Below are 26,519 nucleotides of genomic sequence, written 5' to 3' on the forward strand. Positions count from 1 at the left end.
CATGCGCGAAACGGAGCTGTACCTCGGTGAGCCGCCCCACGTGGCGAACGCCGGCGTCGGCGTGCACGGCGTCGCGAGCCGCACCGACGTCTTCCGGCTGCCCGAGCTGTGGCAGCTGCATCTCTACCAGTACGAGGCCGAGCTCACCGTCGACGGCACAGTGCACGCGGTCCGCCCGGGCCGGGTCAGCCTCGTACCGCCCGGCAGCACGGTCCGCTTCCGCTACCAGGGCCGCTCCGAGCATCTCTACGCACACCTGCGCATCCCGGCCGTCGGCCCGTCCCGCACGGTACCCGTCGTCCAGGACGCCGGACCCGAACTCCCCAACCTCACAGGGCTGTTGCTCGCGGCTGTCGCCGCCGTGCCGCGGGCACCCGAGCACACGAGAGCCGAGATCTGGACCGCGCTGTGGCGCATCGCCCACCTCGCCCCGGACACCGAATGCCCTGGACCCGGCCCGCACCCGGCGGTCGGCGCCGCCATCGCGTACATCGAGGGCCGACTGGCCGCCCCGCTCACCGTGCCCGCCGTCGCCCAGGCTGCCGGTGTCTCGCACAACCATCTGACCAGGCTGTTCAAGGCCGCGACCGGCGACACGGTGGTCGGCTACGTCCGCCGCCGCAGACTCGACCGCGCCCGCCACCTGCTGCGCGCCTCGACCCTCTCCATCCCCGCCGTGGCCGCCTCCGTAGGCATCCCCGACCTGCAGGCCTTCAACAAGGCATGCCGACGAGAACTCGGCGCGTCACCCCGCGCCCTGCGGGGCGAGACAGCCACGACCACTCGGTGAAGTGGTCGAAATCCACTGCCCGACTACTTACCCGACTACCGCCGAACCATCTGGCCAACTGAACTCAACTCACTGCTTCACGGCCGCCAGGACCACGAACTTGGCGTCGCTCGCGACGATCCGGCTGTTGCCGAACAGCTTCCGCAGCTTGAGGTGGTAGCCGAGATGCCGGTTGCCGATCACATACAGCTCGCCACCCTGCCGCAGAGCCCGCCGCGCGCCCGTGAACATCCGCCAGGCCGTGGCGTCCGACGTCGCCTGGTGGGTGTGGAACGGCGGATTGTTGAGCACGAGGTCGACGCTCTCGTCCGCGATCCCGGCCAGCCCGTCGCCGACGCGGAACTCGGCACGCGCGTCCGGCAACCCGTTGGCCCGGTACGTCGCCTCCGCCGAGGCCACCGCCTGGAACGACTCGTCGACGAACAACAGCTCGGCATCCGGTGCGGCCAGCGCCACCGCCGTACCGACCACTCCGTTCCCGCAGCCCAGGTCCACCACCCGGGAGGCGCCCGACGGCTCCGGCAGATGCGGGAGGAAGAACCGGGTGCCGATGTCGAGGCGCTCGGCGCAGAAGACGCCCGCGTGGTTGACGACAGGGTGACCCGACGCCGGGCCGATGCCGTCGGGCAGCTCGTAGCGGTACGGCCAGGGACTGGCACCCCGGTCCACCGACGGACCGACGGTGGCGTGGATGAGCCGGGCCTTCTTCTCCGCGAGGGAGGTCCGGGTCGGGCCGATGATCCGCTCGAACAGCTTCAGCGTCGAGGTGTGGATCTCCTTGACCATGCCGGTGCCGACGACGACCGTGCCCTCGTGCAGCGCGGGAGCCAGCCGCAGCAACTGGTCCTCGAGCAGCGCCAGGCTCCTCGGAACCCGCACGAGCAGCACGTCGACCCGCTCCGGCGGCGGATCCTGGGTGGTGACAAGCCGCACGGAATCCTCGTCCGCGCCTGCCCGCCGCAGGTTCGCCCGAGTCGCCTCCTGGGCCAGGAACGAGTCGGTGATCTGTGTCGGCCGGTGAGCCGCGAGCGCCGTGGTGAGCGCACCCCAGCGGTCGCCGACGACCACGACCGTGCCGGACAGATCGGTCCCGGACTCCGCGAGGTACCCGAGGAGGTAGTCGTCGGATGCGTCCCAGGCACGCATCCGCTCACGCGGATCGGCGGGGAAACGGGTCAGGGTCAGCTCGGACCAGGGAGTCGCCATACGGTCGGTCATCGTGGCCCCACCCTACCGATCCGCAGCTCACGCCCCGTCGGCCCGGTCGGGCAGGATGGAAACCATGGACGCCGAACTGTTCCCCAGAGCCCGTACGGAGATCGCGCCGGGCGCGGTGCACGTGCCGGACTGGCTGGACGCGGAGCGTCAACGAGAGCTGCTGGACGCCTGCCGCGACTGGGCACGCCCACCCGCCGGCCTGCGCACCGTGCGGACACCCGGCGGCGGCACGATGACCGCCCGGCAGGTCTGTCTCGGCCGCCACTGGTATCCCTACGGCTATGCGAGTACGGCCGTCGACGGCGACGGCTCGCCCGTGAAACCGTTCCCCGAGTGGCTGGGCGAACTGGGGCGAAAGGCGGCCACGGCAGCGGCGTACGACGGTGCCGTCGACTACGACATCGCGCTGATCAACTTCTACGACGCCGACGCCCGGATGGGCATGCACCGCGACAGCGACGAGAAGTCGGACGCGCCCGTGGTGTCCCTGAGCCTCGGCGACACCTGCCTCTTCCGCTTCGGGAACACGGCGACGCGGACCCGGCCGTACACCGACGTCGAGCTGCGCAGCGGGGACCTGTTCGTGTTCGGCGGCGCGTCCCGGCTCGCACATCACGGGGTGCCACGGGTGTACGCGGGTACGGCGCCGCCGGAGTTGGGGCTGACCGGCCGGTTGAACCTCACGCTTCGGGTCAGCGGTTTCTAGGCCGACGCTGCGGTCAGCGGTCGTACGGATCATGGGAGACTCGCCCTCATGAGCGGCAAGGTCGAGGGGACCACTTCAAGGACGCGGTTGGACCGGGGGCGCGGCGCACTCGGGCCCGCCTTGGAGCTCGTGCACACCGGGCGGGCGCCCACCCGGGCCGTGCTCACCACCGAGCTGGGGGTCACCCGGGCGACGGCCGGCGCGGTGGCCGCCGAGCTGGAGGCGCTCGGGCTGATCAGAGTCGACGCCCGGCCCGGAGCGGCGGCCGGTTCACAGGGGCGCCCCTCGCACCGGCTCGACGTCGCCGAGGATGGGCCGGTCGTACTGGCCGGACAGGTGCACGCCGACGGGTTCCGGGCCGCGCTGGTCGGGCTCGGCGGGCGGATCGTCGCCACCGCGCCCGGCTGCGAGACCGTCGACGCCGACCCGGCGAAGGTGCTCGGCTCCGTCGTCGACGCGGGCGCCGAACTGCTGCACGAAACCGGGCGCCGGTGCGTGGGCGCCGGTCTCGCCGTGCCGTCTGCCGTCGCCGAACCCGAGGGCCTGGCCCTGAACCCGCTGCACCTCGCCTGGCCGGCCGGCGCCACGGTACGGGAGATCTTCGCCGAGCGGGTACGGGCGGCCGGTATCGCCGGACCGGCCTTCACGGGAAACGACGTCAACCTCGCCGCGCTCGCCGAACACCGGCACGGCGCCGGACGCGGTGCCCGCGATCTGCTGTGCGTGGCCACCGGGCACCGGGGTGTCGGCGGGGCGCTGGTCCTCGACGGGCGCCTGCACACGGGCAGTTCGGGCCTCGCGCTCGAAGTCGGTCACCTCACCGTCAACCCCGAGGGCCGACCCTGCCACTGCGGCAGCCGCGGCTGCCTGGACGTCGAGGCCGACCCGCTCGCCTTCCTCAGGGCGGCGGGCCGCGACCCCGGCCCCGAGGTGTCGCTGCTCCAGCAGGCCAACGACCTGATCCGCGACCACTACACGGACCCGGCGATCCGCACGGCCGCCGAGACCCTGATCGACCGCCTGGGCCTGGGACTGGCAGGCCTCGTGAACATCCTCAACCCGGACCGCGTCATCCTCGGCGGCCTGCACCGCACCCTCCTCGACACCGACCCGGACCGCCTGCGCGCGGTGGTCGCCGACCGCAGCCTGTGGGGCCGCAGCGGCAGCGTCCCCATCCTCGCCTGCACGCTGGACCACAACAGCCTCGTCGGAGCAGCCGAGTTGGCGTGGCAACCGGTGCTGGACGATCCGCTGGGGGCGTTGGTGTAGTTGCCGTAAGGGCCCGACGTCCCGTGACACCCCCGGGGAGCAGCCGGAAAGGCCCCGAGTGCTCCCGGGGACGTACGCGCACTGCCGCCGGCCGGACGACGACCCGGACCCCCTCCCGGCGCGAACCTCGAGTCATCAACCGACAACTCGATCCGGGAGATGACTCGACATGCAGACCCTCGCGAACTGGAACGGCGGCCCCGGCCCGTGGATCCTGTTCTTCCCGCTGGTCTGGGCGGCCGTTGTGATCGGCGTCGTCACCGTCCTGCGCCGCACGGCCCGGCGTGGTCGCCGTGGCCCATGGCGTGCCATGGACGGCCGCTACGACGCCCAGGACCGCCTCTCCGGCGACGCGCCCCTCGCCGTACTGGGCCGGCGCTTCGCTTCCGGCGAGATCGACGAGGACGAGTACTGGCGGCGGCTCTCCGTCCTGGACGAGCAGTTCGGCGGCGCGGGCGGCCGTGCGGGCAAGGGCGGTGCGGTATGACCACCACTGCCTCCATCACTACCGGTACGGCGGCCCGTGTGGTCGACGCCGTGAGGGTGTACGGCGGTGGCGACACCGCCGTACGGGCCCTCGACGGGGTGAGCGTCGGGTTTTCAGCCGGACGCTCACCGCGATCATGGGGCCCTCGGGCTCCGGGAAGTCCACCCTGATGCACTGCGCGGCAGGCCTGGACACCGTTCCTGTGGACTGAGCGGGTGTGAGTCCGTTCAGTCGCGCGCCCCGAACGGTCTTGGGGCGAGCTGGTCCCCGGCGTACTCGACCCCGGGTGGCGACACGCATCCTGTGCGTGGTCCGATCCCAGGAGGCCAGTTCCCTTACGGCCTGGCCGGGTGGGTACGGCCAGAGGCGGCGGGGAGGCCCTGAACCATCCTCTGGTGGAGCAGGGGCCCCGCTCGCTGACGCCGTACCTGGTGTCCTAGGTCGCACGATCACGTTAGCCCGACCAGCCCAGGGCGCCGCAAGCTCGTAGGTGGACGATCACACGATCGAGCTAATTCGGCCTCGTGCACGGGCGTTCGCCGGCCGGCCCGACGTCGTCTTCGCCGACGAACCGACCGGCAACCTCGACTCGCGTTCCGGCGAGGAGGTCCTCGGCCTGCTCGGCCGCGCGGTGCGGCACATGGACCGCACGGTCGTCATGGTCACCCACGACCCGGTCGCCGCCGCCCATGCGGACCAGGTCCTCTTCCTGGCCGACGGCCGTCTGGTCGACCGGATGGAGTCCCCGACCGCCGAGAAGGTCCTGGACCGGCTGAAAGCCTTCGAGGTGCCGTCATGACCACCCGCGCTCACACCCTCCGGCCCACCGTCCGCATCAGCCTCTCCTCGCTGCGCGCCCACAAGCGCCGCTTCGCCGGCACGTTCCTGGCGGTGTTCCTCGGCGTGGCCTTCCTGGCCGGGACACTGGTCATGGGCGACACCCTGCGAGTCGGCTTCGACACCATGTTCGGCGACGCGGCGAGCGGCACCGACGCCGTCGTCCGTAGCGCCGACGCGATCACGACCCCGGGCGAGAGCCAGGGCGTACGCCGGCCGGTCCCCACCGAGCTGGTGAAAACCGTCGAGCAGGTTCCCGGAGTCGCCGCCGCCGTCCCCAGCATCCAGGGCGCGGGCCAGCTCATCGGCTCCGACGGCGAACCGATCGGCAGCCAGGGCCCGCCCACCCTCGCCGGTAACTGGATCACCGACGCGCGGCTGAACCCGTACCGACTCGCCGAAGGAAGAGCCCCGTCGAAGTCCGGCGAGGTGGTTGTCAACCGGGGTACGGCCAAGAAGGGCGACCTGAGGGTCGGCGACACGACCGTCCTGCGTACCCCCGACCCGGTGAAGGTGACCATCGTCGGCCTCGCGACCTTCGCGGGCGAGGACGGGATGGCGCAGGTGACGTTCACCGGGATGACCCAGGCCGACGCCGAGAAGTACCTCACCGCGAAGCCCGGTGAGGCGGCGAGTATCCAGGTGCGGGCCGGCCCCGGGGTAGGCCAGCGGGAACTGGCCGACCGGCTGACGTCCGTACTGCCCAAGGGAGTTGAGGCGATCACCGGTCAGGAGTCGGCCGAGGAGAACACCGAGATGATCTCCAGCCGGTTCCTGACCGTCTTCACCCTCTTCCTCCTTGTCTTCTCGGGCGTGGCGATCCTGGCCGCGACCTTCTCCATCCACAACACCTTCGCGATCGTCGTCACCCAACGCACCCGCGAGAACGCCCTGTTGCGTGCCCTGGGAGCCTCCCGCCGACAGGTCACCGCGGCCACCCTCGTCGAGGCGACCGTGGTCGCCTCGACGGCGTCGATCGCGGGCCTCGCGGGCGGCATCGGTATCGCCGCAGGACTTCAGGCACTGTTCCCGGCCATCGGATTCCCTTTCCCCGAAAGCGACTTGGTGATCGGTCGGCTGTCCATGCTGCTGCCGCTCGCGGTCGGCATCGTGGTCTGTCTCGGCTCCGCCCTGTTGCCCGCCGTACGTGCCGGCCGCACCGCACCCCTGGCCGCGCTCCGTGAGACGGCCGTCGACCGGTCGGGCGCCCCGTCCGGCCGGGCGGTCACCGGCGCGGGCCTCGGCGCCCTCGCGCTCGCCATGACGCTGACCGGTGTCCTGGTCTCACCGTCCCTGTGGCTGGCGGGACTTGGCGCCGTACTGGCCCTCACGGCCTTCGTGGTCCTGGGTCCGGTAGCGTCGACGACCGTGGTACGGGTCCTCGGCGGCCCCCTCGATCGGCTGCGCGGAGTCACCGGCGGCCTCGCCCGGCGCAACGCCCTGCGCAGCCCGAAGCGGACCGCCGCCACGGCGAGCGCGCTGATGATCGGCGTCGCCGTCGTCTCTCTGTTCACCGTGTTCGGCGCCTCGCTGAAGGCCACCATGGACCAGACCGTGTCGCGGTCCTTCGCGGGCGACGTGGCCGTGAGCACCCCGTCGTTCGGGGCGGGCGGCAGCGGACTCAGCCCCGGCCTCGCACCCGCGATCGCCCGGCGCCCCGAGGTGGCGGACGCGGTCGGACTCGGCCGGGGCGTCGCCGAAGTCGACGGACAGGGGCGGGCGTTGACCGTCACCGACCCCGTCGCCCTGCGCAGGGTCTTCGATCTGGGCGACATCCGCGGCTCGCTCGACGGCCTCGGCACCGACGGCATCGCCGTCACCGAGGCGGAGGCCGACCGGCAGGGCCTGAAGACCGGCGACACGACCCGGCTCACCTTCACCGACGGCCACAAGGAGAACTTCACCGTCCGCGCGGTCTACGGCCGGTCGGAGCTCGTCGGCGAGTACGTCATCACCCGCGCCGCCTGGGCCCCGCACCGCACCCAGGACGCCGACACGTTGATCGCCGTCTCCTTCAAGGACGGCGTGAGCACGGACGCGGGCAAGTCGGCCGTGGAGCAGGTCGCCGCGAGGTACGGCGACCCCGAGGTGCAGACCCGCGACGAATACGCCCAGTCGTCGGCCGGAGGCATCGACATGATGCTCACCCTCGTCTACGCGCTGCTCGCCCTCGCGGTGCTCATCGCACTCCTCGGCATCGCCAACACGCTGACCCTCGCCATCCATGAACGCACCCGCGAACTCGGCCTGTTGAGGGCCGTCGGTCAGACCCGCGCCCAACTGCGCGCCATGGTCCGCTGGGAGTCGGTCCTCGTCGCCGCCTTCGGCACGGTGGGCGGGCTCGGCCTCGGTGGCTTCCTCGGCTGGGTGCTGGTGAAGGCCTCGGACGGCGCGAGCGACAATGCCTTCGCCTTCGCGCTGCCGCCCGCACGGCTCATGATCGTGGCCCTGGTGGGCGTCGTGGCCGGCGCCCTCGCGGGCCTGCGCCCGGCCCGGCGGGCGGCGCGCCTGGACGTACTGCGCGCCATCACCACCGAGTGACGTACGGACACGGCCAAGAAAGAGGGCGGCGGAGGAATACCGCTGGTCACCGCCCGGTCAGCCGACAACGGCCGACCGGGCGGGAGCGTGTTCCGGCCTGCGCCGGAGTACCCCCGGCTTGTGTCCCTTGTCGTGCGGCGGCTCGTCGTACCCGGGACCGTCACACAGCTGCTCCTCGAACGGCTGACGTGCGGGCGCAGCGGTCGCGGGCCTGGTCTCCGGGGCCGCCACCACCGGCGTGAGAGTCGGCAGGGTGAACCACACGACCTTCCCGGACTCGCCGTCCGGCCGTACACCCCAGCTCTCGCTGACCGCGGCGACCATCGCGAGGCCCCGTCCACAGGTGGCCGTGGGATCCGCGTCCCGCAGCTCGGGAATGCGCGGGTCGTGGTCGTGCACCGAGACCGTGAGCCGGTCGAGCAGGACCTCGATGTCCACGGTGCACAGCTTGTCGGGCTGGGCGTGCCGGTGGACGTTGGTGAGCAGTTCGGTCACACCGAGCGAGGCCCGGTCTATCAAGGGATCCAGATGCCAGTAGCGCAACTGTGCAGAGACGATTCTGCGGACCTGGCCGATCCGCGACGGCAGGGCTTGGAGCTCCACCGTGCAGTGCCTGCTTGGGTGACTGATCACGGCTTGCGACTCCCCGAATTGAGGTCCGGAAGAAGACACGAGATCCGATCCAGCAGAGTGCCTGCGTGCACGGGCCGCCTGCTGTCGATGGCCGACGGGCTGGTTCGCAGCGTTATCGCCGGTAAACCCAGAGTGATGTGTGACAAGCGTGACTCAGGGGGCGGAAACCCGCAACTCGCGGCACGGTTCTCCCGGCACGCCCGGTGTCCGCGCGAGGTACGGCCCCACCGTCCCCGCCCAGTTCAGTGCCCGCGCCCCGCCGCCCTGCGTACGGCCTCGATGAACCGGCGCGCCGCGGGTGGCCCGGGCCGGCCCGGCGCGGGGTCGTGTTCCCCCAGCGTCAGCTGGTAACGCTTGCCGTTGAGATCCGCCAGTGCCCGGTCGCCGGCCGCGAACCAGGGCTTCGACGCGCGCACCGCCTGCACGGGAGCGCTGTCGATCTCGCTGCCGTAACTGGTGAGCAACTCCAGCCTGCCGCCGCTGATCCGGACCTGTCCGGCCCGGGTGAGGGAGCGCAGCCTCTTCCCGATCCGCACGCCCGTGGCCGTGAACTCCGGCTCCGCCATGATGCTCCGCCCCCTTGTCGGCTTCCGCCGAGATGCGTGGTGATCCCGTGGAACGTGATCCAGTGTGCGCCCCCGTGTCGAGCAGTCTGCCCGCCCCCGGCGTCGAGCACCAGTGCGTGCGGCGCTCTCCGGCAACCTGTGGAAGCACTCACCAGGATGCGCCCCGGGGTCTTCCGGCCCCCACCTCGCCTGCCTCCGCCCCCTCACCCCAGGCCTTCCTTTGAGCCCCTCAAAGACATGTTTATGCAGGTGAGAGGCATGTTGAAGGTGTCTATGATCGGTTGTGTCCGGCAGCTGGAGAAGCCGTCGGCGCCGTGCAGCGCAAGGAGCCTGACGTGAGCATCCCCGACCCCACCGGGACCGCCGAAACCCTGGACACGCTCGACGTGGACCGAAGCGACGCCGACTACCGTGCCTGGCTCAAAGAGGCCGTTCGCAAGGTCCAGGCCGACGCCAACCGCTCGGCCGACACGCACCTGCTGCGCTTCCCGCTGCCCGAGAAGTGGGGTGTCGACCTGTATCTGAAGGACGAGTCGACCCACCCCACCGGAAGCCTCAAACACCGCCTCGCCCGCTCGCTCTTCCTCTACGGTCTGTGCAATGGCTGGATCCGCCCCGGCCGCCCGGTGATCGAGGCGTCCAGTGGCTCGACCGCCATATCCGAGGCGTACTTCGCGAAACTGATCGGCGTGCCCTTCATCGCGGTGATGCCCCGCACGACCAGCGCCGAGAAGTGCCGCCTCATCGAATTCCATGGCGGCCGGTGCCACTTCGTGGACGACTCACGGAAAATGTACGAAGCTTCGGCAGTCCTCGCGGTGGACACGGGCGGCCACTATATGGACCAGTTCACCTACGCGGAACGGGCCACGGACTGGCGCGGAAACAACAACATCGCCGAATCCATTTTCCGGCAGCTGGAGTTGGAGCGTTTCCCGGAACCGGCATGGATCGTCGCCACGGCCGGCACCGGCGGTACCTCGGCGACGCTCGCCCGCTACGTCCACTACACACAGCGCGACACCCTCATCTGTGTCGCCGACCCGGAGAACTCCTGCTTCTTCGAGGGCTGGACCACCGGCGATCCGGACGTCACCTGCGACTGCGGCTCCCGCATCGAGGGCATCGGCCGCCCCCGTATGGAACCCAGCTTCGTCCCCGGCGCGGTGGACCGCATGATGAAGGTCCCGGACGCGGCCAGCGTCGCCGCGGTGAGAGCTCTGGACCAAGCCATCGGCCGCAAGGCGGGCGCCTCCACGGGCACGGGCCTGTGGAGCGCCCTCAAGATCGTGGCGGAAATGATCGCGAAGGACCAGCAGGGCAGCGTCGTCACCCTTCTGTGCGACCACGGCAACCGCTACCTGGACAAGTACTACTCGGACACCTGGCTAACGGAACAGAACCTCAACATCGCGCCGTACGGCACGAATATCGAGGGGTTCTTGAAAACAGGCGTGTGGCCAACCGACCGATAGGGGCGCGGGGCTGTGACATTTGCGGCTCCGCCGCGTGGGCGCGACAAGCCACAACGAACCCGCACCCGCAAACGCACCGACGAAGGCACCCTCATAGGCGCGCCCCCTCAACTACCAGCCTCACCGGCGACAACCAGCCGCCGCAAATGCTCCGAAACCTCACCCCGAGCCTCAGGCACCAGCCCCGAGTCCGTCACCAACGTATCCACCTGCTCCAACGCCGCGAACGAACTGAGCCCCACCGTCCCCCACTTGGTGTGGTCGGCGACCACCACAACCCGCCGAGCGGACTGCACAAGCCGCCGATTGGTCTCCGCCTCCGCGAGGTTCGGTGTGGACAGCCCCGCCTCGACCGATATCCCGTGCACACCGAGGAACAGCACGTCGAAGTGGAGCGACGCGATGGCCTGGTCGGCCACCGGCCCGACCAGTGAGTCGGACGGCGTCCGCACCCCACCGGTCAGGACCACTGTCGCAGCCCCCTGCCGCTGCCCCGACACGCGCTGCGCGGCGTGGAAGACGTCGGCCACGCGCACCGAGTTGGTCACCACGGTCAGATCCGGCACGTCCAGCAGCTGATGCGCCAGCGCGTACGTCGTCGTACCGCCCGACAGGGCGATCGCCGAGCCCGGCGCGACCAGCTCCGCCGCGGCCCGGGCGATGTCCTCCTTGGCCGTCAGTTCCAGGCCGGATTTCGCCTCGAACCCCGGCTCGTGGGTGCTCGCCTCGACCACCGGCACCGCGCCGCCGTGCACCTTCTCCAGGACGCCCTGGCGGGCCAGCGCGTCGAGGTCACGGCGGACCGTCATGTCGGACACGCCGAGCTTGCGGGTCAGTTCGTTGACGCGCACGCCTCCACGGCGCCGTACCTCGTCCAGGATCAGGGCGCGGCGCTGTTCCGCGAGGAGGTTCTGGTTGTCATTCACGACCGCTCCACGTCCTTCCGGGGTTCCTTCGGGCCTGTCGGTCCACTCGCCCCCACCATCTCCGACACGTCCCGCACACCCGCTGCGAACCTGCTGCGAACCCGCTCCGACAAGGACATTCCTCCTGCTAGCGGCCCGGCGGACGTCCCATACTCGCATGGGCCGGTACTCGTCGCGCCACTGCCCGTCACGACGCGAACATGTCACTCTGGCAACACCGGCTCCTCGCTCGTCACACGGATCGGGGAGATTCCGTGCCGAGAGGTGTACGGAGCCCGCCGGACGGAGATCCTCCAGTTCCGCGCGGCATCGCTCGGGACAGGGCGCAGCCCGTCCGCGTGGCACGGGGGAAGCACCAGCAACGGGGGAAGCGAACAGTGGAGCGTGCACAGGAACGGGCCTCGACGACCGGGGTGAACGGCGCGGCCGAGCCGCCCGGAGGGGCCGAGCGGACCGAGGCGGGGACGACCACCGGCATCGCCCTGGAATTACTGGTCCACGGCGTGGGCGGTGCCACGCCCGAGAAGATGCTCAACGATCCGCGGACCGTCCGCATCACCGGCGACGAAACGGCTGCCGTCTTCCGCCGCGCGGACGACGCCGAGGCGGAGGAAGGGCCCGCCGACCCGCACGGCGCACCGGTCCGCGAGGCGTACGTCTGGTGCAACCTCACCTCCGGCAACGGCACGCGCGCCCTGTGGCTGTTGCTGACGCCGTTCATGGTGGTCAACCTGGCCCACTGGATGCGCCCGACCGCCCGCAACCGGCCGGGCACGGTCCGCTTCTACGGACTCCTGGTGCGCCTCGCCGGTCTGAGCCTCACCGTTCTCCTGGTCGCCGCCGCCTGCGAGGTCGCCCTGGACCTCACCGCCTGGCAGTGCGCGGGCACGCGCGCGTGCGCCGAGGCGCACTCCTGGCTCGGCTTCCTCTCCCCGACCGAGTCGGGCGGCGGCTGGTGGAGCGCGCCGGGCCGACGCCTGGCCCTGGCCGCCGTGATGCCCGCCGCGCTCACCGGCCTGCTGTGGTTCCTGTCCCGCCGCACCTGGAGCGCCTACGAGTCCCAGCGGCCGATGGCCCACGCCCCCGAGCCCGTCGACGAGAACATCCGTACGGCGCTGGGGCGGCCCGGGTTCTGGTACGGACGGCGGCTGGTCGCCCGGCTGCGCGCCGCGCACACAGCGGCCGGCCTGCTGACGGTCACCGCCGCCCTGGGCTCCGCGGCCGCCCGTCACGACCGCGCGCCCGGCGGTCCGGCGGCCCTGGCGACGCTGGCCGGGCTCCTGTACGTGGCGCTGGTCGGCGGGGCCGTCGCCGTGGTGTGGGTGGTGTGCCGCAGGGGGCGCAGCGAGAGACGTCTGGACCAGGCGCTCGACGCCCGGCTCGTCCGCCTCCTCCCGGGCGGCGCGCTCGCCCTGCTGCTCCTGACGGCCGTGTACGCCGGCTGGTCACGCCCCGGGTGGCGGTCGGCGGGGCGGCTGCCGGGCGACACGACCTTCGGCGCCCTCACGCTGCTCCAGGGCATCGGCGTCATCGTCCTGGCCTTCGTCGCCAACCTGCTGTACCGCGCCCACCCCGACCCGCGGGCCGCCATGCGCGGTCTCGGCGGACCCGCCGTCACGACGCTCGCCTGCGCGCTGGGCGGCGTGATGTCCGGCGGTGTGTCCCAGCGCGTCGCCGACTGGCTGGACGGCACCGGCGGCAGCATCGCGGGCCCGCCAGTCCTGCTGACCTGGCAGGCATCCGTGATCCCTGCCGTTCTCCTGGTCGCCCTGGGCCTCGTCGGCTGGCTGGCGCGGCGCACCCTGCAACTGCGCCGCGCCGAGCTGGACGCCGTGGAGCAGGACTACGACGACGGCTCCGGGGTGCGCATGGACGCCATGCGCACCCGCCGGATCGCGAGCATGCGCGCGATGGCCGCCCTCACCGACCGGGCGCCCCGCATCATCGGCATCACCTCCTCGGTGACGCTGCTCCTGGGCGCCGCCGCACTGGTCGGAGCCCGGACCACGGACGACACGCCGGGAGAGGCCTCGCACGGCACATACGCGGTCGTCCAGGGCGCCGCCGAGACTGCCCAGGCCCTCGGGTCCTGGCTGATCGGATTCGGCTTCCTGCTGTTCGTCACCTGGGGGCGGCGTGCCTACAAGGACCCGGCGGCACGGCGCACCATCGGCATCCTGTGGGACGTCGGCACCTTCTGGCCACGCGCCTCCCACCCCTTCGCACCACCCTGCTACGCCGAGCGCGCCGTACCCGACCTGACCTGGCGGATGGCCACCTGGACCGAGGCCACCGGCGGACGCCTGGTCATCTCCGGGCACTCCCAGGGCAGCGTCCTCGCGGCAGCCGCCGCCTGGCAGCTGAAGCCCGCCGTGCGGGCGCGCGTGGCGCTGCTGACGTACGGCTCACCGCTGGAGCGCCTGTACGGACGATGGTTCCCGGCCCACTTCGGCCCCGCCGCGCTCACCTCGCTGCATCACGACGTGGCCTGCTGGCGCAACCTGTACCGGCTCACCGACCCCATCGGCGGCCCCGTACACCTGCCCGGCGACTGCGGCCCCGAGGTGGACCGCGCACCGCTCAAGGACCCGCTCGCCTACGGCCGCAACAAGGAGCATCCGCTGCCCTCGCCGATCCTCGGCCACTCCGACTACCAGGCCGACCCCGCCTTCGTCGAGGAGCGCGAAGAGCTGCTGGGGCGGCTGCTGCCCCGCGAGGCACTGCCCGGGCCGAGGCCCGGGGGCGGGGCTCAGGGCAGTTCCGGCAGGTCCTCCGGGTAGAGCAGGGTCAGGTCGTCCGTGCTCGGCTCGGCGTGCTGGGCGACCCGGCCCGCGTGCCGCTCGACCATCGCCTCGAACGTCTGCCGCGACGTGCGGCCGTTGCCGAACGTGGCCCCCTTGGGGATCTCCTCGAAGTACTTCAGCAGATTGTCGGAGGTGCCCGGGCCGAGCCGGTACTCGTGCTCCTCGGCCTGCTGCTCCACGATCCGCAGCAGCTCCTCGGGGCCATAGTCACCGAAGGTGATGGTCCGCGAGAAACGGGACGCCACACCGGGGTTGACCGACAGGAAGCGCTCCATCTCGGCCGTGTAGCCCGCGACGATCACCACCACGGCCTCCCGGTGGTCCTCCATCAGCTTCACCAGCGTGTCGATGGCCTCCTTGCCGAAGTCACGGCCGGAGTCCTCCGGGGACAGCGCGTACGCCTCGTCGATGAACAGCACACCACCGCGCGCCCGGTCGAAGGCCTCCTGGGTGCGGATCGCCGTCGAACCGATGTGCTCGCCGACCAGGTCCACCCGGGACACCTCGACGAGATGGCCCTTCTCCAGGACGCCGAGCGCGGCCAGGATCTCGCCGTAGAGCCGGGCGACCGTCGTCTTGCCGGTACCGGGGGAGCCCGTGAAGACCAGATGGCGTCGGGCGGAGGCCGCCTTGAGGCCCGCCTGCTGCCGGCGCCGGCCGACCTCGATCATGTCGGTGAGGGCCCGTACCTCGCGCTTGACGCTCTCCAGGCCCACCAGCGCGTCGAGTTCACCGAGGACATCCTTGGGGGACCGCGCGGCCACCTCCGACTCCGGGGCGGCGACCGCCGGCTCCGGCTCGACGGTGCGCCGGTCTGGGATCGAGCCCAGCAGCCCCGGCGACTGAGCCACCGACGTCTGAACCGCCGTCTCCGGCAGCGGTGGGGTCCGCAGCGCCGCGCTCTCGTCGCTGGTGCAGTCCTCGACGAGCGGCCCGCCGCCGGAGGCCGCGCCGGACCCGCCGTCGGCGAACTCGTAACCACCGCGCGCGCACCGCTCCGTACGGCACTTCGTCAGCGTCGAACGGCAGCCGTCTATCACATGGAAGCCGTAGCCCTCACTGCCCGTCACCCGGCACTGCAGGAAGCTGCCCCGGCCGCCCGCCGACACATAGAAGCCGGCCTCGGCGGGGGAGTCGACCGTGCAGCGCTCGACGGTGGGGTCGGCGCCCTTGGTGACGATCACGCCGGTCTGGGCGCCGACCACCGTGCAGCCGTTGAGCGTGCCGCCGCTGCCGTGGTCGCGGAACCAGGCGCCCGTCGCGGCGTCCCGGATCCGGCAATCGTCGAGCTGTACCGTCGCGCCGTCACTGACCGACACGGCCGTGTTGCGCACCTGGGAGAGATCGCTGTCGATGACGTCCGCGCGAGAGCCCCGGTCGAGCACGAACAGGGCGTCCGGCACGTCGTGCACCCGGCAGGACTCGAGAACCGCTGTGGCGCCGTCGCTGATCCACACCGCCGGATAGTCGCCGGTGCTGTCGAAGATCTCGCACTGGTTGGCGTCCACCCGCGTGCCCGGGTCCCACACCGACAGCCCGTTGCGCCCGAACTGACGCACCGTCGTGCGGGTCAGCGTGAGGACGGAGCGGGACCGCAGGTCGACCGCGTTCTCCGGGATGTCGTGGATACGGCAGTCGGCGAGCGTCAACACGGCGTCGGTGTCGAGCGTCACGCCGTCCGCGGACGTGCGGTGCACATCGCAGTCGGTGAGGTGCGCGGTGGCCCGGCCGGTGATCTGGACGCCGCTGCCCTTGACCTCGTAGATCTCACAACCGATCGCTTCCAGCGCCGAGTTCTCGCCCGAGACGGACAGGCCGACGCCCGAGGCGTGGTGCACCCGGCAGCGCTCCAGACGCGGATGGCCGCCGTCGCGCACGGTCACACCCGCCTGGCCGGCCGCGACGACCTCGCACTCCTCGAACACCCCGCCCGCGTCGTCCAGTACCGCGATTCCGGCACCCGCCGGGTTGTCGATCGTGCAGCGCCGCACCGTCGGGCGGGCGCCGCCGCGCACCTCGATGCCCGCGGCGGACCGCGTGACGATCCGCAGGTCCAGCAACTCCGGGGTGCCCTCCTCGACGAGCACCGCCGCCGCGGTCGAGTCCTGGCCCTCCACATGCAGGTCCTGGACCACCGCCGAGGCGCGCACGGTGAGCGGCACCCCGTCCATCGGCGCGATGCGCACCGAACCGGGGGAGCCCTCCGGGCCGCGCAGCGTCACCGCCCGCTCGACGACGAGGTTCTCCCGGTAGGTGCCGGGCGCGACGGTGAGGACATCACCGTCCGCCGCGGCCTCCAGGGCCGCGGCGAGCGACGCGTACTCACCCGTGCGGCGCCGCCACCTCGATGTACCGGTGTGCGTCACCTGGACCGTGCCCTGTGCCATGGCGCTGCTGTGCCCCCACCTCGTGGAACGCGGGATGTCGCGGAAGGTGCCGAACGATGTCGGCCGGTCCACCGTAGCGTGCGCGGGCACGGTGGGTTGACCAGAGCCGGAAGGCGGTCAACTGCCTGTCCCGGTCCGGCCCCAGTCGGGTCCGGCCCGGTCCCAGGCCCGGTCCCAACGGGTGTACCGGCGACGGACCATGCGCCAGAGCATCAGGCGCCGACCGCCCTCGACGAACCCGGCCGACAGGGCGGTCGCTCCGAACCCGGCGAGGACCGCGTGCGTCGTCGCGGTGGCGGTGTCCAGGGGGCGGGCGGCTATTCGCCCGTGTTCGTCCGTCCACAGCGTGAAGTGGTCACCGGGATGCGGGGACTTGAGGTTCGCCATGACCGTGGCGTGCTGCGCCGTGCCGTCCGGCCCCGTCCAGCCGGCCTCCACGCGGCTTCGCGCCTCCCGAGGGGACGCCGACTCGGGATCGGGCTCCAACGGGGATCGGGCCAGCTTCTTGACCACGGTGGCCGTCACGAGATGACGGGCCTCGCGCTGGTCCCGTACGGCCTGTTGCAGCGCGCCCTGGGCGGCGCCGCCGACGAGGACGCCGATCAGGGGCGCCGCCAGAAGGATCAGCAGCAGGGCCGCGAGCGCCAGCCAGGCCTCCGCGAGATCGGTCGCGCGGCGCAGCGGATTGTGCCGCCAGCGCCAGAGTCCGCCGATCGCCCGCACACCGCACCCCCTTCCGCTCCGTGATAACCCCGGTCGGATCAGTTCACGCACGATGCCGGTCAAAGAGAGAGCGAAATCACCACTCACCGGATCCCACCGGCCGTCCTGTGAACTTCTCACCAACCCAACGGTCAGGCCCTGTGCCGGTGTTCCCGCCCCCGGGGACCAATCGGAAGATCACGCCCGCCTATTCGAGGATCTTGAACGGATCGCCGACGCTGATCGTGCCGGGAGTTTCGGGCACCAGGTTCTGGCCGAAGACCAACTGGTTGCCGAAGCGCCGATGGCGCCCGAGGGAGCGCAGCGGTTCCCGCCCGCGTTCGGAGGTGTCCTGGTCGGTGGTGGTGACCACGCACCGCCCGCACATCTTGGCGACCCGGAAGGAGACCTCGCCGATGGCGATCCGGGACCAGCCGTCCTCGGCCCAGGCGGCAGTCCCCGACACGACCACGTTGGGCCGGAAGCGGTTCATGGGCAGCGGGCCCTCGTGCGGCTGATCCCCTTGCACGATCAGGGAGTTGAGGGCGCCGAGCGACCCGAGCGTGGTGAGCAGGAGCGGGTAGCCGTCGGCGAAACTCACGGTCTCGCCGGGCAACGCGAACTCCGGGTCGATCGCGCGGCGCGTGCCGGGGTCGTCCATGTGCAGGAGACGTACGTCCTCGCCCAGATACCCGCCGCACCAGTCATGCGCGTCGTCGCCCGCGAGGACCGCCGGCACCTTGGTGCCGAAGATGTCCACCGTCGTCGTGCCCGTCACCTCCGGGACGGGCACGGTCAGGGGCGCGCGACCGGGCGCGGAGAGAAGAATTCCGCCACCGGGCAGCAATTCGGCGGCAGCCTGTGCCAGGCGTGGCTGCCGGCGCTGGGTGACGACCTTTCCCCCGGCGTCAATCAGTACCCAGCGCCGGTCCCCGGCCAGCCCCCAGGGCTCCACCACGGCCTGCCGGGGCGCCTGGCCCCGGAACGCCTTGACCGGATGAATGTGAATCGAGTGCAGCTCCGCATTCCCCATACCGCCATCGTGCCAGCAGGCACGGACACTCCGGGGGTGAGATCAGTACCCGCGGTACTGCTGCTGCTGGTTGTTGTACGGGTCCTGGTACTGCGGCTGGGCGGGCCGGGGAGCCGCGGGACGCATCGCCTCGTATCCGGTGGCCGCCGGCGCCGGACGCTGCTGCTGCATCGGCTGGCCGCCACCGGGGTAACCACGCTGCGGTACCTGCTGCGGGATGTACGCCGCCGGCGCCTGCTGCAGCGGCGAGGGCTGCTGCGCCTGCTGGTAGCCGTAGGAGGGAGCCTGCTGGGACGGGCCGGCCGGCAGCGCGGGAAGCGCCGACGGCAGCGCGGGCAGGTTGTTGCCCATGTCGTACGCGGCGGGGACCCGGATCGGGGCGATCTGCGGGGCCCCCCGCTCGGCGACGAGCGAGTCGTAGATCGGAGTGTCCGGGAAGGCGGAGTAGTAGCCGCCGCCGTAGGTGGAGCGGGGGGAGGTCATGGGACATAAGTTAAACCCACATGAGCTGGTTGGGGAGACCGATAAGAGGGTTGATTTCCGTGTCGGCGGCGACCTGGGACCCCCAATGCGAGCGAACTCGCCAAAAAGGGGCACCGGGGCATGCGGAGATCAGGTAAAGGCCAGGTTCCGGCCCGGTTACCGACGGGTCGCCCCGCGTTCTTCCCCCGTTCGGCAAGGCGGTTCAACGGGAGTTCACAGGCCCGGGAGAATAGGTTTGGTCACGAGTCCAGCAGAGATGGGGGCGGTCATGTCCATGGCTAAGGGATCGAATGCTCCGGTGCCCACGGCGGCACTCCGGGTCGAGCTGGGCTGGCGCTCCGGGCCGGGCGTTCCCGACGCGGACGCCTCCGCACTGCTGCTGGTGGCCGGAAAGGTCCGTTCCGACAGCGACTTCGTCTTCTACAACCAGGCCGTGCACTCCTCCGAGGCGGTCCGGCACGAGGGCAAGCGGGACAGCGGAGGCCGGGTGACGGACACCCTTCTCGTCGACCTCGCGCGCGTGGAGCCGGCCGTCGAGACCGTGGTCCTCGCCGCCTCCGCCGACGGAGGAACGTTCGGGCAGGTTCCCGACCTGTACATCGAGGTCCGCGACGCGGCGCAGGGCACGGTGGTGGCCCGCTTCGACAACGCGGGCGCCAGTGTCGAAACCGCGTTCGTGCTCGGCGAGTTCTACCGTCGGCAGGGCGCCTGGAAGTTCCGCGCGGTCGGACAGGGCTACAGCAGCGGGCTGGCAGGCCTGGCCACGGACTTCGGCATCACCGTGGACGAGCCCCAGCACACGCCGCCCGCGACGCAGGCCGCCGCGCCCGCCATTCCACCCGTCGTACCTCCGGTGACCATGCCCCCGCCGCCCGCACGGCCCGTGACCGCGCCTCCGCCCGCCCCTCCCGCGACGCCGGTACGCCTGACCAAGGTGACGCTCACCAAGGAGGCCCCGTCCGTCTCGCTCACCAAACAGGGCGGCACCTCGGGCGCCCTGCGCGTCAACCTCAACTGGCAGGTCCACAAGCAGTTCTCCGGGTGGGGCAGCAAGCTCGGCCGCGCGGTCGCCCAGCACTCCGACCTCGACCTCGACCTGTGCGCCCTCTTCGAACTCTCCGACGGCAGCAAGGGCGTCGTCCAGTCCCTGGGCAACGCCTTCGGCGCGCTGCATCAGCCGCCGTACATCCACCTCGACGGCGACGACCGCACCGGTGCCGTGTCCAGTGGCGAGAACCTCACGGTCAACCTGGACCACAAGCAGGCCTTCCGGCGCATCCTCATCTTCGTGACCATTTATGCGGGGGCACGTTCCTTCGCCGACCTGCACGCCACGGTCACCCTGACCCCGGCGAACGGAGCGGCGGTCGACTTCTCGCTCGACGAGTGCACGGTGCCCTCCACGGTGTGCGCGCTCGCCCTGATCACCAACAACGGCGGCGATCTGATCATCCAGCGCGAGGCCCGCTATCTGGTGCCCGACCGCGGGGTGAGTCCCCAGCGGACCGTCGACCACGTCTACGGCTGGGGCATGAACTGGACACCCGGCCGCAAGTGACCGTGACCCACGCGGTTCAGCTCTCGTCCGCAGCGGTTTCCGGACGCGCGTACGTCCGTCCCTTCCAGGCGGCGCCACGTCCCCGGTAGTGCTGCACCGCCGAGTCGACCGTCATGAGGAGGTACAGGAACGCGGTGAACGGCAGCAGGGGAGCGAGCCACAGCGGCTGCCCGTAGTAGCGCAGCATCGGGATGTACGTCCCCGCCATCACGAGCCACGCGAGGCCGCCGCACACCGCCGCGGGCGTCGTCCCGGTGGCGAGCCCGGCCAGCAGGGCGAACGGGGGCACCAGATACACCAGGGCGAGGCCGAGCACCGTGCCGAGCAGGAGCGGCGGGCTGTGGCGCAACTGCGCGTACGCGCTGCGCGAGACCATCCGCCACAGGTCGTGCAGACGCGGGTAGGGCCGCACACTGTCCACCCGCTCGGCGAGCCCCAGCCAGATGTGGCCCCCACCGCCCTTGACGGCCCGCGCGAGCGCCACGTCGTCGATGACGGCGTGCCGGATGGCGTCCGGGATCCGGGCCCGCTCGGCCGTCTCCGCGCGCAGCAGCACGCACCCGCCCGCGGCAGCCGCCGTCCGGGTGCCCTTCCTGCCGATCCGGCGGAAGGGATAGAGCTGCGCGAAGAAGTACACGAAGGCCGGTACGACGAGCCGCTCCCAGGCGCTCTCCACCCGCAGTCTGGCCATCAGCGACACGGCGTCGAAGCCGCCGCCCAGCGCCGCCGCCACCAACTCCCGCAGACTGTCCGGCTCGTGGGCGATGTCCGCGTCCGTCAGCAGCAGGAACTCCGGCCCACGCGCGCGTGCCAGGCCCATGCCGTGACGTACGGCCCACAGCTTGCCCGTCCAGCCCGCGGGCGGTTCACCCGGCGAGTCCACGGTCAGCGGCAGCCCGCCGTGGCGGCGCGCCAGCTCCCGGGCCAGCTCCCCGGTGCCGTCCGAACTGCCGTCGTCGACCAGGAAGACCTCGGCCCGCCCCGGATAGTCCTGGGCGAGGAGGGAGGGCAGGCTCGCGGGCAGCACGGCGGCCTCGTCGCGGGCCGGCACGACGACACAGACGGGGGGCCAGGATTCCGGCTCCCGGGCGTAGGACGGCAGTCTGACGTCCGTACGCCAGAAGAAGCCCTGGCACAGCAGCAGCCACAGCCAGGCGGCGAGTGATCCGACGGCGATCCACACAACGGCGCTCACCCGCCGCAGTCTGCCCCACCCCGGAGGTCCGTAAGGGCACGCCGTTTATAGTGACCGGGTGAAGATCGCGCTGATGGACTCCGGAATCGGACTTCTGCCGGCGGCCGCGGCGGTATGGCGGCTGCGGCCCGACGCGGATCTCGTGCTCTCCCTGGACCCCGCGGGTATGCCCTGGGGCCCGCGCACCCCGCAGGACCTCACCGAGCGTGCGCTCGCCGTCGCCGAGGCCGCCGCCGCGCAGCGGCCCGACGCGCTGATCGTGGGCTGCAACACCGCGACCGTGCATGCCCTGACCGCACTGCGAGCCCGGTTCGAACCGGAGCTTCCCGTCATCGGCACGGTCCCGGCGATCAAGCCCGCCGCCGCGGGAGGCGGGCCCTTCGCGATCTGGGCCACTCCGGCCACCACCGGCAGCCCCTACCAGCGCGGCCTCATCCGGGACTTCGCCGAGGGCGTCGCGGTCACCGAGGTGCCCTGCTGGGGACTGGCAGAGGCGGTCGAACACGCGGACGAGTCGGCGATCGAAGCCGCCATCGCCGCCGCGGCTGTCCTCACCCCCGACGAGGTGACGACCGTCGTCCTGGGCTGCACCCATTACGAACTCGTCGCCGAACGCATCCGCGCGGCCGTCCAGCAGCCCGGCCGCCCTCCGCTCGTCCTGCACGGTTCCGCCGGCGCGGTGGCCGCCCAGACGCTCCGCAGGCTCGGCGTGACCCCCGACCCCGAGGCGCCGGCCGACGGCACCCTCACCGCCCTGCTGAACGGCATCGCGGGTCCGCTGCCTGCGGCCGCGCTGGCCTACGAGGAGGGGCGGCTGCTGCAGGCGGCCACCTCCGTCCGCTGACCGAGGGGCATACGGCGGCCAGGCGGAGCAGTCACCCTCCGCAAGCCGGTGCCCGCGCAGCGGAACCTGAGTAGTCTCGTAAGCATGAGGGACCTCCCCCGCGACGAAGTCGTGCCGACCGAGATCTGGACCGGCCGGGCGACCAACCGTGCCCAGTGGCTGCTGGCGCTCGGTGGCTGCGCCTTCATGGCGCTCGGTATCGAACTGGCGGTCGACTCGGCGTGGACGTCCGGCGTCGCACCGCTCGCCATGTCCGTCGTGGGCTGCATCGCGGCCGGACTGCTCGTCCTCTTCGGCACCCTCGCGTTCGTGCACGTCGCCGTGAAGGTCGACAAGGACTCCCTGGAAGTGCGCTGCGGCCACATGGGCCTGCCTCGCCGCCGTATTCCGCTGTCCCAGATCGTCGGCGCCGAGTTCGTGGCCAGGGTCACCCCACGCCAGTGGGGCGGCTGGGGCTACCGCTGGCGGCCCCAGCAGGGCACCGCGGTCGTCGTACGCCGGGGAGAGGGCGTGGTGCTGAGCCTCGGGGACGGGCATACGTTCACGATCACGGTCGACAACGCGGAGGCGGCCGTACGGGTCATCAGGGACCGGCTGCGGCCGGGTGCGGCGGGGGCCGCACACTGACGTTCCGGTCGCCGTCCCGGCGGCCTACCGGTGTTCCCGCTCTTCCCGCGCGCGTGTCGGCGTCGTGTCCGGTGTCTCGTGGACGAACGGGCGGGCCGTCGCCAGGCCCGCGAGGAGGCCCGCGCCCACGGTCACCGTGGTGAAGCTCAGCACGTTGCCGACCGTCGCGAGGGCGGCCAGGCCTGTCAGGGCAGCGCCTGCGGTCAGTGCGACGGAGGTGGGACGCGGAGTGCGCCACAGGGCGTACAGCACCCAGCAGAAGACCGCCGCCAGCAGGGCCACGCCGACCACGCCCTGCTCTGCCGCCTGCTGAAGGGGTGCGGAGTGCGGCCGGGCCTCGACCGGCAGCGACTGGGAAGCCGTCGGGCTGAGTTCCGCGAACCTGCCCGGTCCCACCCCCGTCGCAGGGTTCCGGTGGGCCAGCAGCAGGGCGTCGTGCCACAGGGCGAGCCGGTGACCGCTCACCTGTCCCTCCAGCGAATCGGCGAGCCCGTCCGGCAGCACGTCCTCGGCGACCGCCCACGCCGTCCCGGTCACCAGGGCCGTCGTCAGCGCCAGCCCGGCGAGGCCCACGCCCCGGCGCGGCATGTGGCCGGCGGCGAGCGAGCAGAGCAGGACGGCGGCACAGAGGGCGAATCCGGCGAGCGGGCCGAGAACCGCCGACGCCAGCGTGATCACCACGGCCAGGGCACGCAGCGCCAGTCGCAGCAGCGGCGGGCGGGCCTCCCAGGCGGCACAGCAGACGGCGCCGGTCGCCAGGACGAGCAGCGCGGCCACGCCCCCGAGATGCCCGGGTGGGGTGGCGGTCTGCGGCCCCGGCAGCGCGTGCGGCGCGGCCACCGCGAGGCCGAACCCGGCCAGCGCCGCCGTACAGGGGGCGGCGACCGGCAGCAGCGCCCCGCAGATCCGTCCCGCCGCATAGCCTGCGGCCACCGCGAGCACCGCCAGGAGCACGCCCTCGGGACGGCCGCCATGGGTGGCCGCCGTGATCAGCGACCAGGTGGCACACGCGCCCAGCACGACGACGCCCGCCGCGTCGGAAACGTTTCGTCTCTCACCGTCCGGCGGCGCCCCGGCCGCCGACGTCATCCCCGTGGACCCCAACCCGTCGCCCCCCGAACTGTGACGGGCCCCGACCGCACGGACCGTCACCGGCGCGCACGTCAGAGGCTCCGGCACACCGTAACGGCTGGTGCGTCAATTGTGGACGAGTTGCGCAGAAACGATGCGGCAGACGTGCGCGAGCGGGCCCGCGGCTACGGGCCGGACCGTGCTGTCGGCGCCCCGGGCAGGCGCCGTACACTCCCGGAGTGACCGCCACCGCTCCTTCCACAGCCGAGCCGGACCAGCTCGAACCGCAGCTCGCGCCCGCTTCGCGCCGCGCGCGGCTGCTGCGCCTCTGGCCGGCCGCCACCGCCGCGCTCGCCGGAGTGCTGCTGTACGTCAGCTTCCCGCCCCGCACCCTGTGGTGGCTCGCCCTGCCGGCCTTCGGGATCCTCGGCTGGCTGCTGCGCGGCCGGTCCTGGAAGGCGGGACTCGGTCTCGGTTATCTGTTCGGTCTCGGGTTCCTGCTGCCGCTGCTGGTGTGGACGGGTGTGGAGGTCGGCCCGGGGCCCTGGCTGGCGCTGGTCGTCATCGAGGCGGTCTTCGTCGCGCTGGTCGGCGCGGGTATCGCCGCCGTGTCGAAGCTGCCCGGGTGGCCGCTGTGGGCGGCGGCCGTGTGGATCGCGGGCGAGGCGGCACGCGCGCGCGTGCCGTTCCGCGGCTTCCCCTGGGGCAAGATCGCCTTCGGCCAGGCGGACGGCGTCTTCCTGCCGCTCGCCGCGCTGGGCGGCACCCCGGTGCTCGGCTTCGCGGTCGTCCTGTGCGGATTCGGGCTGTACGAAATCGTGCGCCAGGTGATCGAGTGGCGCCGTACCGGTGCCGTACCGCGCGTCGCCGCGGTCGTCGCCGCGCTGAGCGTGGCCGTCCCCGTGGTGGGCGCCCTGGCCGCGCGGACGCTGGTGAGCGACAAGGCCGAGGACGGCACCGCGACCGTCGCCGTCATCCAGGGCAACGTGCCCCGCGCGGGCCTCGACTTCAACGCCCAGCGGCGTGCCGTGCTCGACTACCACGCGCGTGAGACCCTGCGGCTGGCCGCTCAGGTGAAGGCGGGCAAGGTGGCCCGGCCCGACTTCGTGCTGTGGCCGGAGAACTCCTCCGACATCGATCCCTTCGCCAACCCCGACGCCGCCGCGGTCATCGAGAACGCGGCCAAGACGATCGGCGCGCCCATCTCGGTCGGCGGGGTCGTCGAACGGGGCGGCAAGCTCTACAACGAGCAGATCCTGTGGGACCCGGCGAAGGGCCCGACCGACACGTACGACAAGCGGCAGGTGCAGCCCTTCGGTGAGTACCTTCCGCTGCGTTCGATGCTCGAACACATCAACAAGAACTGGACCACCATGGTCCACCAGGACTTCAGCCGGGGCACGAAGCCGGGCGTTTTCACCATGGACGGTGCCAAGGTCGGCCTCGCCACCTGCTACGAGGCCGCCTTCGACTGGGCCGTGCGCGACACCGTCACGCACGGCGCCCAGATGATCTCCGTGCCGAGCAACAACGCCACGTTCGACCGCAGCGAGATGACCTACCAGCAGCTCGCGATGTCCCGTGTCCGCGCCGTCGAGCACAGCCGGACCGTCACGGTCCCGGTGACCAGCGGTGTCAGCGCGATCATCATGCCGGACGGGAGGATCACCCAGAAGACCGGCATGTTCGTCGCCGACTCCCTCGTCCAGAAGGTGCCCCTGCGCTCCTCCGAGACGCCCGCCACCAAGCTCGGCATCCTGCCCGAGATGCTCCTCGTCCTGGTCGCCGCCGGCGGTCTCGGCTGGGCGATCGGCGCAGGTGTGCGCGGGCGGCGCGCCGGTGGCGTGTAGTCGTACGCCGGTTGCACGCCCCCGTGATCAACAGGGGTGACAGGGCAGCCCGGTTAGGGTCGGGGGCATGGCTACTCCTGACTTCATCAGTGCTCTTCGTGCCTCAGCCGGCCGCCAGTTGCTCTGGCTCCCCGGTGTCACCGCCCTTGTCTTCGACGACGAGGGCAGAGTGCTCCTGGGCCGGCGTACCGACACCCGCAAGTGGTCGGTCGTCGGCGGCATTCCGGACCCGGGCGAGCAGCCTGCGGCCTGCGCGGTGCGAGAGGTCTACGAGGAGACGGCGGTCCGGTGCGTGCCCGAACGGGTCGTGCTCGTCCAGGCCCTGGACCCGGTGACGTACGAGAACGGGGACGTCTGCCAGTACATGGACATCACCTTCCGCTGCCGGGCCAATGCCGTTGCTTGAACTCGTCAAGCAGTTCGCAGTGACGCCGGAGGAACGCGGTCGTTGGGCCCGGCATGCATCCTTGGGTGGGGTTGTCCGATCATGTGCGACTGGGGGTGGTGACCCGGTGGG

The 26,519-nt window shown here is 71.8% G+C and carries 21 protein-coding genes and 2 pseudogenes; 13 read left to right on the forward strand and 10 right to left on the reverse strand.

Annotated elements, in window-relative coordinates; translation table 11 throughout:
• Position 1: 1 nt before the first annotated feature.
• Positions 2–790, forward strand: a complete 789-nt coding sequence (locus tag G3I71_RS24535) for an AraC family transcriptional regulator (RefSeq protein ID WP_164317281.1) — start codon at positions 2–4, stop codon at positions 788–790.
• Between the two features lie 69 nt (positions 791–859).
• Here G3I71_RS24535 and G3I71_RS24540 read toward each other — a convergent pair whose 3' ends face one another.
• Positions 860–1,996 (reverse strand): methyltransferase, encoded by a 1,137-nt coding sequence (locus G3I71_RS24540; RefSeq protein WP_164317331.1) that lies wholly within the window; start codon positions 1,994–1,996, stop codon positions 860–862.
• A gap of 76 nt (positions 1,997–2,072) precedes the next feature.
• Here G3I71_RS24540 and G3I71_RS24545 point away from each other — a divergent pair, with 76 nt between their 5' ends.
• From G3I71_RS24545 to G3I71_RS24565, 5 genes and pseudogenes are all read left to right on the forward strand, one after another.
• Positions 2,073–2,714 carry an alpha-ketoglutarate-dependent dioxygenase AlkB gene (locus G3I71_RS24545; protein ID WP_164317283.1) on the forward strand — a complete coding sequence of 214 codons (642 nt, stop codon included), beginning with the start codon at positions 2,073–2,075 and terminating at the stop codon, positions 2,712–2,714.
• Positions 2,715–2,762: 48 nt separating this feature from the next.
• Entirely contained in the window at positions 2,763–3,983 is a 1,221-nt protein-coding gene (locus G3I71_RS24550; RefSeq protein ID WP_164317285.1) for an ROK family protein, read from the forward strand.
• Between the two features lie 169 nt (positions 3,984–4,152).
• Positions 4,153–4,470 carry an SHOCT domain-containing protein gene (locus tag G3I71_RS24555; RefSeq protein WP_164317287.1) on the forward strand — a complete coding sequence of 106 codons (318 nt, stop codon included), beginning with the start codon at positions 4,153–4,155 and terminating at the stop codon, positions 4,468–4,470.
• Positions 4,467–5,269 (forward strand): annotated as a pseudogene (locus G3I71_RS24560) (ATP-binding cassette domain-containing protein). The gene G3I71_RS24555 and the pseudogene G3I71_RS24560 overlap by 4 nt, the downstream one beginning before the upstream one ends.
• Positions 5,266–7,848, forward strand: a complete 2,583-nt coding sequence (locus G3I71_RS24565) for an ABC transporter permease (RefSeq protein ID WP_164317289.1) — start codon at positions 5,266–5,268, stop codon at positions 7,846–7,848. The pseudogene G3I71_RS24560 and the gene G3I71_RS24565 overlap by 4 nt, the downstream one beginning before the upstream one ends.
• Before the next feature lie 57 nt (positions 7,849–7,905).
• Here G3I71_RS24565 and G3I71_RS24570 read toward each other — a convergent pair whose 3' ends face one another.
• Entirely contained in the window at positions 7,906–8,481 is a 576-nt protein-coding gene (locus tag G3I71_RS24570) for an ATP-binding protein (RefSeq protein ID WP_164317291.1), read from the reverse strand.
• A 242-nt stretch (positions 8,482–8,723) separates the two neighbouring features.
• Positions 8,724–9,047, reverse strand: coding sequence for a hypothetical protein (locus G3I71_RS24575; protein ID WP_164317293.1), 324 nt, complete (start codon positions 9,045–9,047; stop codon positions 8,724–8,726).
• Positions 9,048–9,388: 341 nt separating this feature from the next.
• Here G3I71_RS24575 and G3I71_RS24580 point away from each other — a divergent pair, with 341 nt between their 5' ends.
• A complete protein-coding gene (locus G3I71_RS24580) occupies positions 9,389–10,522 on the forward strand; it encodes a PLP-dependent cysteine synthase family protein (RefSeq protein WP_343243067.1) in 1,134 nt (377 codons plus the stop codon).
• A 107-nt stretch (positions 10,523–10,629) separates the two neighbouring features.
• Here the strand turns inward: G3I71_RS24580 and G3I71_RS24585 are convergent, their stop codons facing one another.
• The gene (locus tag G3I71_RS24585; protein ID WP_164317295.1) at positions 10,630–11,448 is read right to left on the reverse strand and encodes a DeoR/GlpR family DNA-binding transcription regulator; all 819 of its coding nucleotides are present in this window, start codon (positions 11,446–11,448) and stop codon (positions 10,630–10,632) included.
• Positions 11,449–11,825: 377 nt separating this feature from the next.
• Between G3I71_RS24585 and G3I71_RS24590 the strand changes: the two genes are divergently transcribed.
• The gene (locus G3I71_RS24590) at positions 11,826–14,228 is read left to right on the forward strand and encodes a hypothetical protein (protein ID WP_164317297.1); all 2,403 of its coding nucleotides are present in this window, start codon (positions 11,826–11,828) and stop codon (positions 14,226–14,228) included.
• Here G3I71_RS24590 and G3I71_RS24595 read toward each other — a convergent pair.
• The 4 genes from G3I71_RS24595 to G3I71_RS24610 all read right to left on the reverse strand — a co-directional run bounded on the left by G3I71_RS24595 (position 14,198) and on the right by G3I71_RS24610 (position 18,857).
• A complete protein-coding gene (locus G3I71_RS24595) occupies positions 14,198–16,639 on the reverse strand; it encodes a right-handed parallel beta-helix repeat-containing protein (protein ID WP_164317299.1) in 2,442 nt (813 codons plus the stop codon). The genes G3I71_RS24590 and G3I71_RS24595 overlap by 31 nt on opposite strands.
• Positions 16,640–16,756: 117 nt before the next feature.
• Entirely contained in the window at positions 16,757–17,362 is a 606-nt protein-coding gene (locus tag G3I71_RS24600; RefSeq protein WP_343243064.1) for a hypothetical protein, read from the reverse strand.
• A 187-nt stretch (positions 17,363–17,549) separates the two neighbouring features.
• Positions 17,550–18,374, reverse strand: coding sequence for an MOSC domain-containing protein (locus G3I71_RS24605; protein WP_164317301.1), 825 nt, complete (start codon positions 18,372–18,374; stop codon positions 17,550–17,552).
• 42 nt (positions 18,375–18,416) lie between these two features.
• On the reverse strand, positions 18,417–18,857 hold the full coding sequence (locus G3I71_RS24610; RefSeq protein WP_164317302.1) for a DUF6643 family protein: 441 nt from the start codon (positions 18,855–18,857) through the stop codon (positions 18,417–18,419).
• A 274-nt stretch (positions 18,858–19,131) separates the two neighbouring features.
• Here G3I71_RS24610 and G3I71_RS24615 point away from each other — a divergent pair, with 274 nt between their 5' ends.
• On the forward strand, positions 19,132–20,415 hold the full coding sequence (locus G3I71_RS24615; protein ID WP_164317304.1) for a TerD family protein: 1,284 nt from the start codon (positions 19,132–19,134) through the stop codon (positions 20,413–20,415).
• 16 nt (positions 20,416–20,431) lie between these two features.
• Here G3I71_RS24615 and G3I71_RS24620 read toward each other — a convergent pair whose 3' ends face one another.
• On the reverse strand, positions 20,432–21,610 hold the full coding sequence (locus tag G3I71_RS24620; RefSeq protein ID WP_343243065.1) for a glycosyltransferase: 1,179 nt from the start codon (positions 21,608–21,610) through the stop codon (positions 20,432–20,434).
• 58 nt (positions 21,611–21,668) lie between these two features.
• Here G3I71_RS24620 and G3I71_RS24625 point away from each other — a divergent pair, with 58 nt between their 5' ends.
• Positions 21,669–22,454: an aspartate/glutamate racemase family protein gene (locus G3I71_RS24625; RefSeq protein WP_164317306.1), complete on the forward strand. Its 786-nt coding sequence runs from the start codon at positions 21,669–21,671 to the stop codon at positions 22,452–22,454.
• Between the two features lie 84 nt (positions 22,455–22,538).
• Positions 22,539–23,081: a hypothetical protein gene (locus G3I71_RS24630; RefSeq protein ID WP_164317308.1), complete on the forward strand. Its 543-nt coding sequence runs from the start codon at positions 22,539–22,541 to the stop codon at positions 23,079–23,081.
• A gap of 24 nt (positions 23,082–23,105) precedes the next feature.
• Here G3I71_RS24630 and G3I71_RS24635 read toward each other — a convergent pair whose 3' ends face one another.
• Positions 23,106–24,170 (reverse strand): O-antigen ligase, encoded by a 1,065-nt coding sequence (locus G3I71_RS24635; protein ID WP_164317309.1) that lies wholly within the window; start codon positions 24,168–24,170, stop codon positions 23,106–23,108.
• 221 nt (positions 24,171–24,391) lie between these two features.
• Here G3I71_RS24635 and lnt point away from each other — a divergent pair, with 221 nt between their 5' ends.
• Complete coding sequence (gene lnt, locus G3I71_RS24640) at positions 24,392–26,002, forward strand: apolipoprotein N-acyltransferase (protein WP_164317311.1); 1,611 nt, start codon at positions 24,392–24,394, stop codon at positions 26,000–26,002.
• A gap of 67 nt (positions 26,003–26,069) precedes the next feature.
• Positions 26,070–26,393: pseudogene (locus G3I71_RS24645) on the forward strand (NUDIX domain-containing protein); the annotation flags it as partial.
• Positions 26,394–26,519 lie beyond the last annotated feature (126 nt).

This window comes from Streptomyces sp. SID12501 (genome assembly GCF_010550245.1).
Classification (GTDB): Bacteria; Actinomycetota; Actinomycetes; order Streptomycetales; family Streptomycetaceae; genus Streptomyces.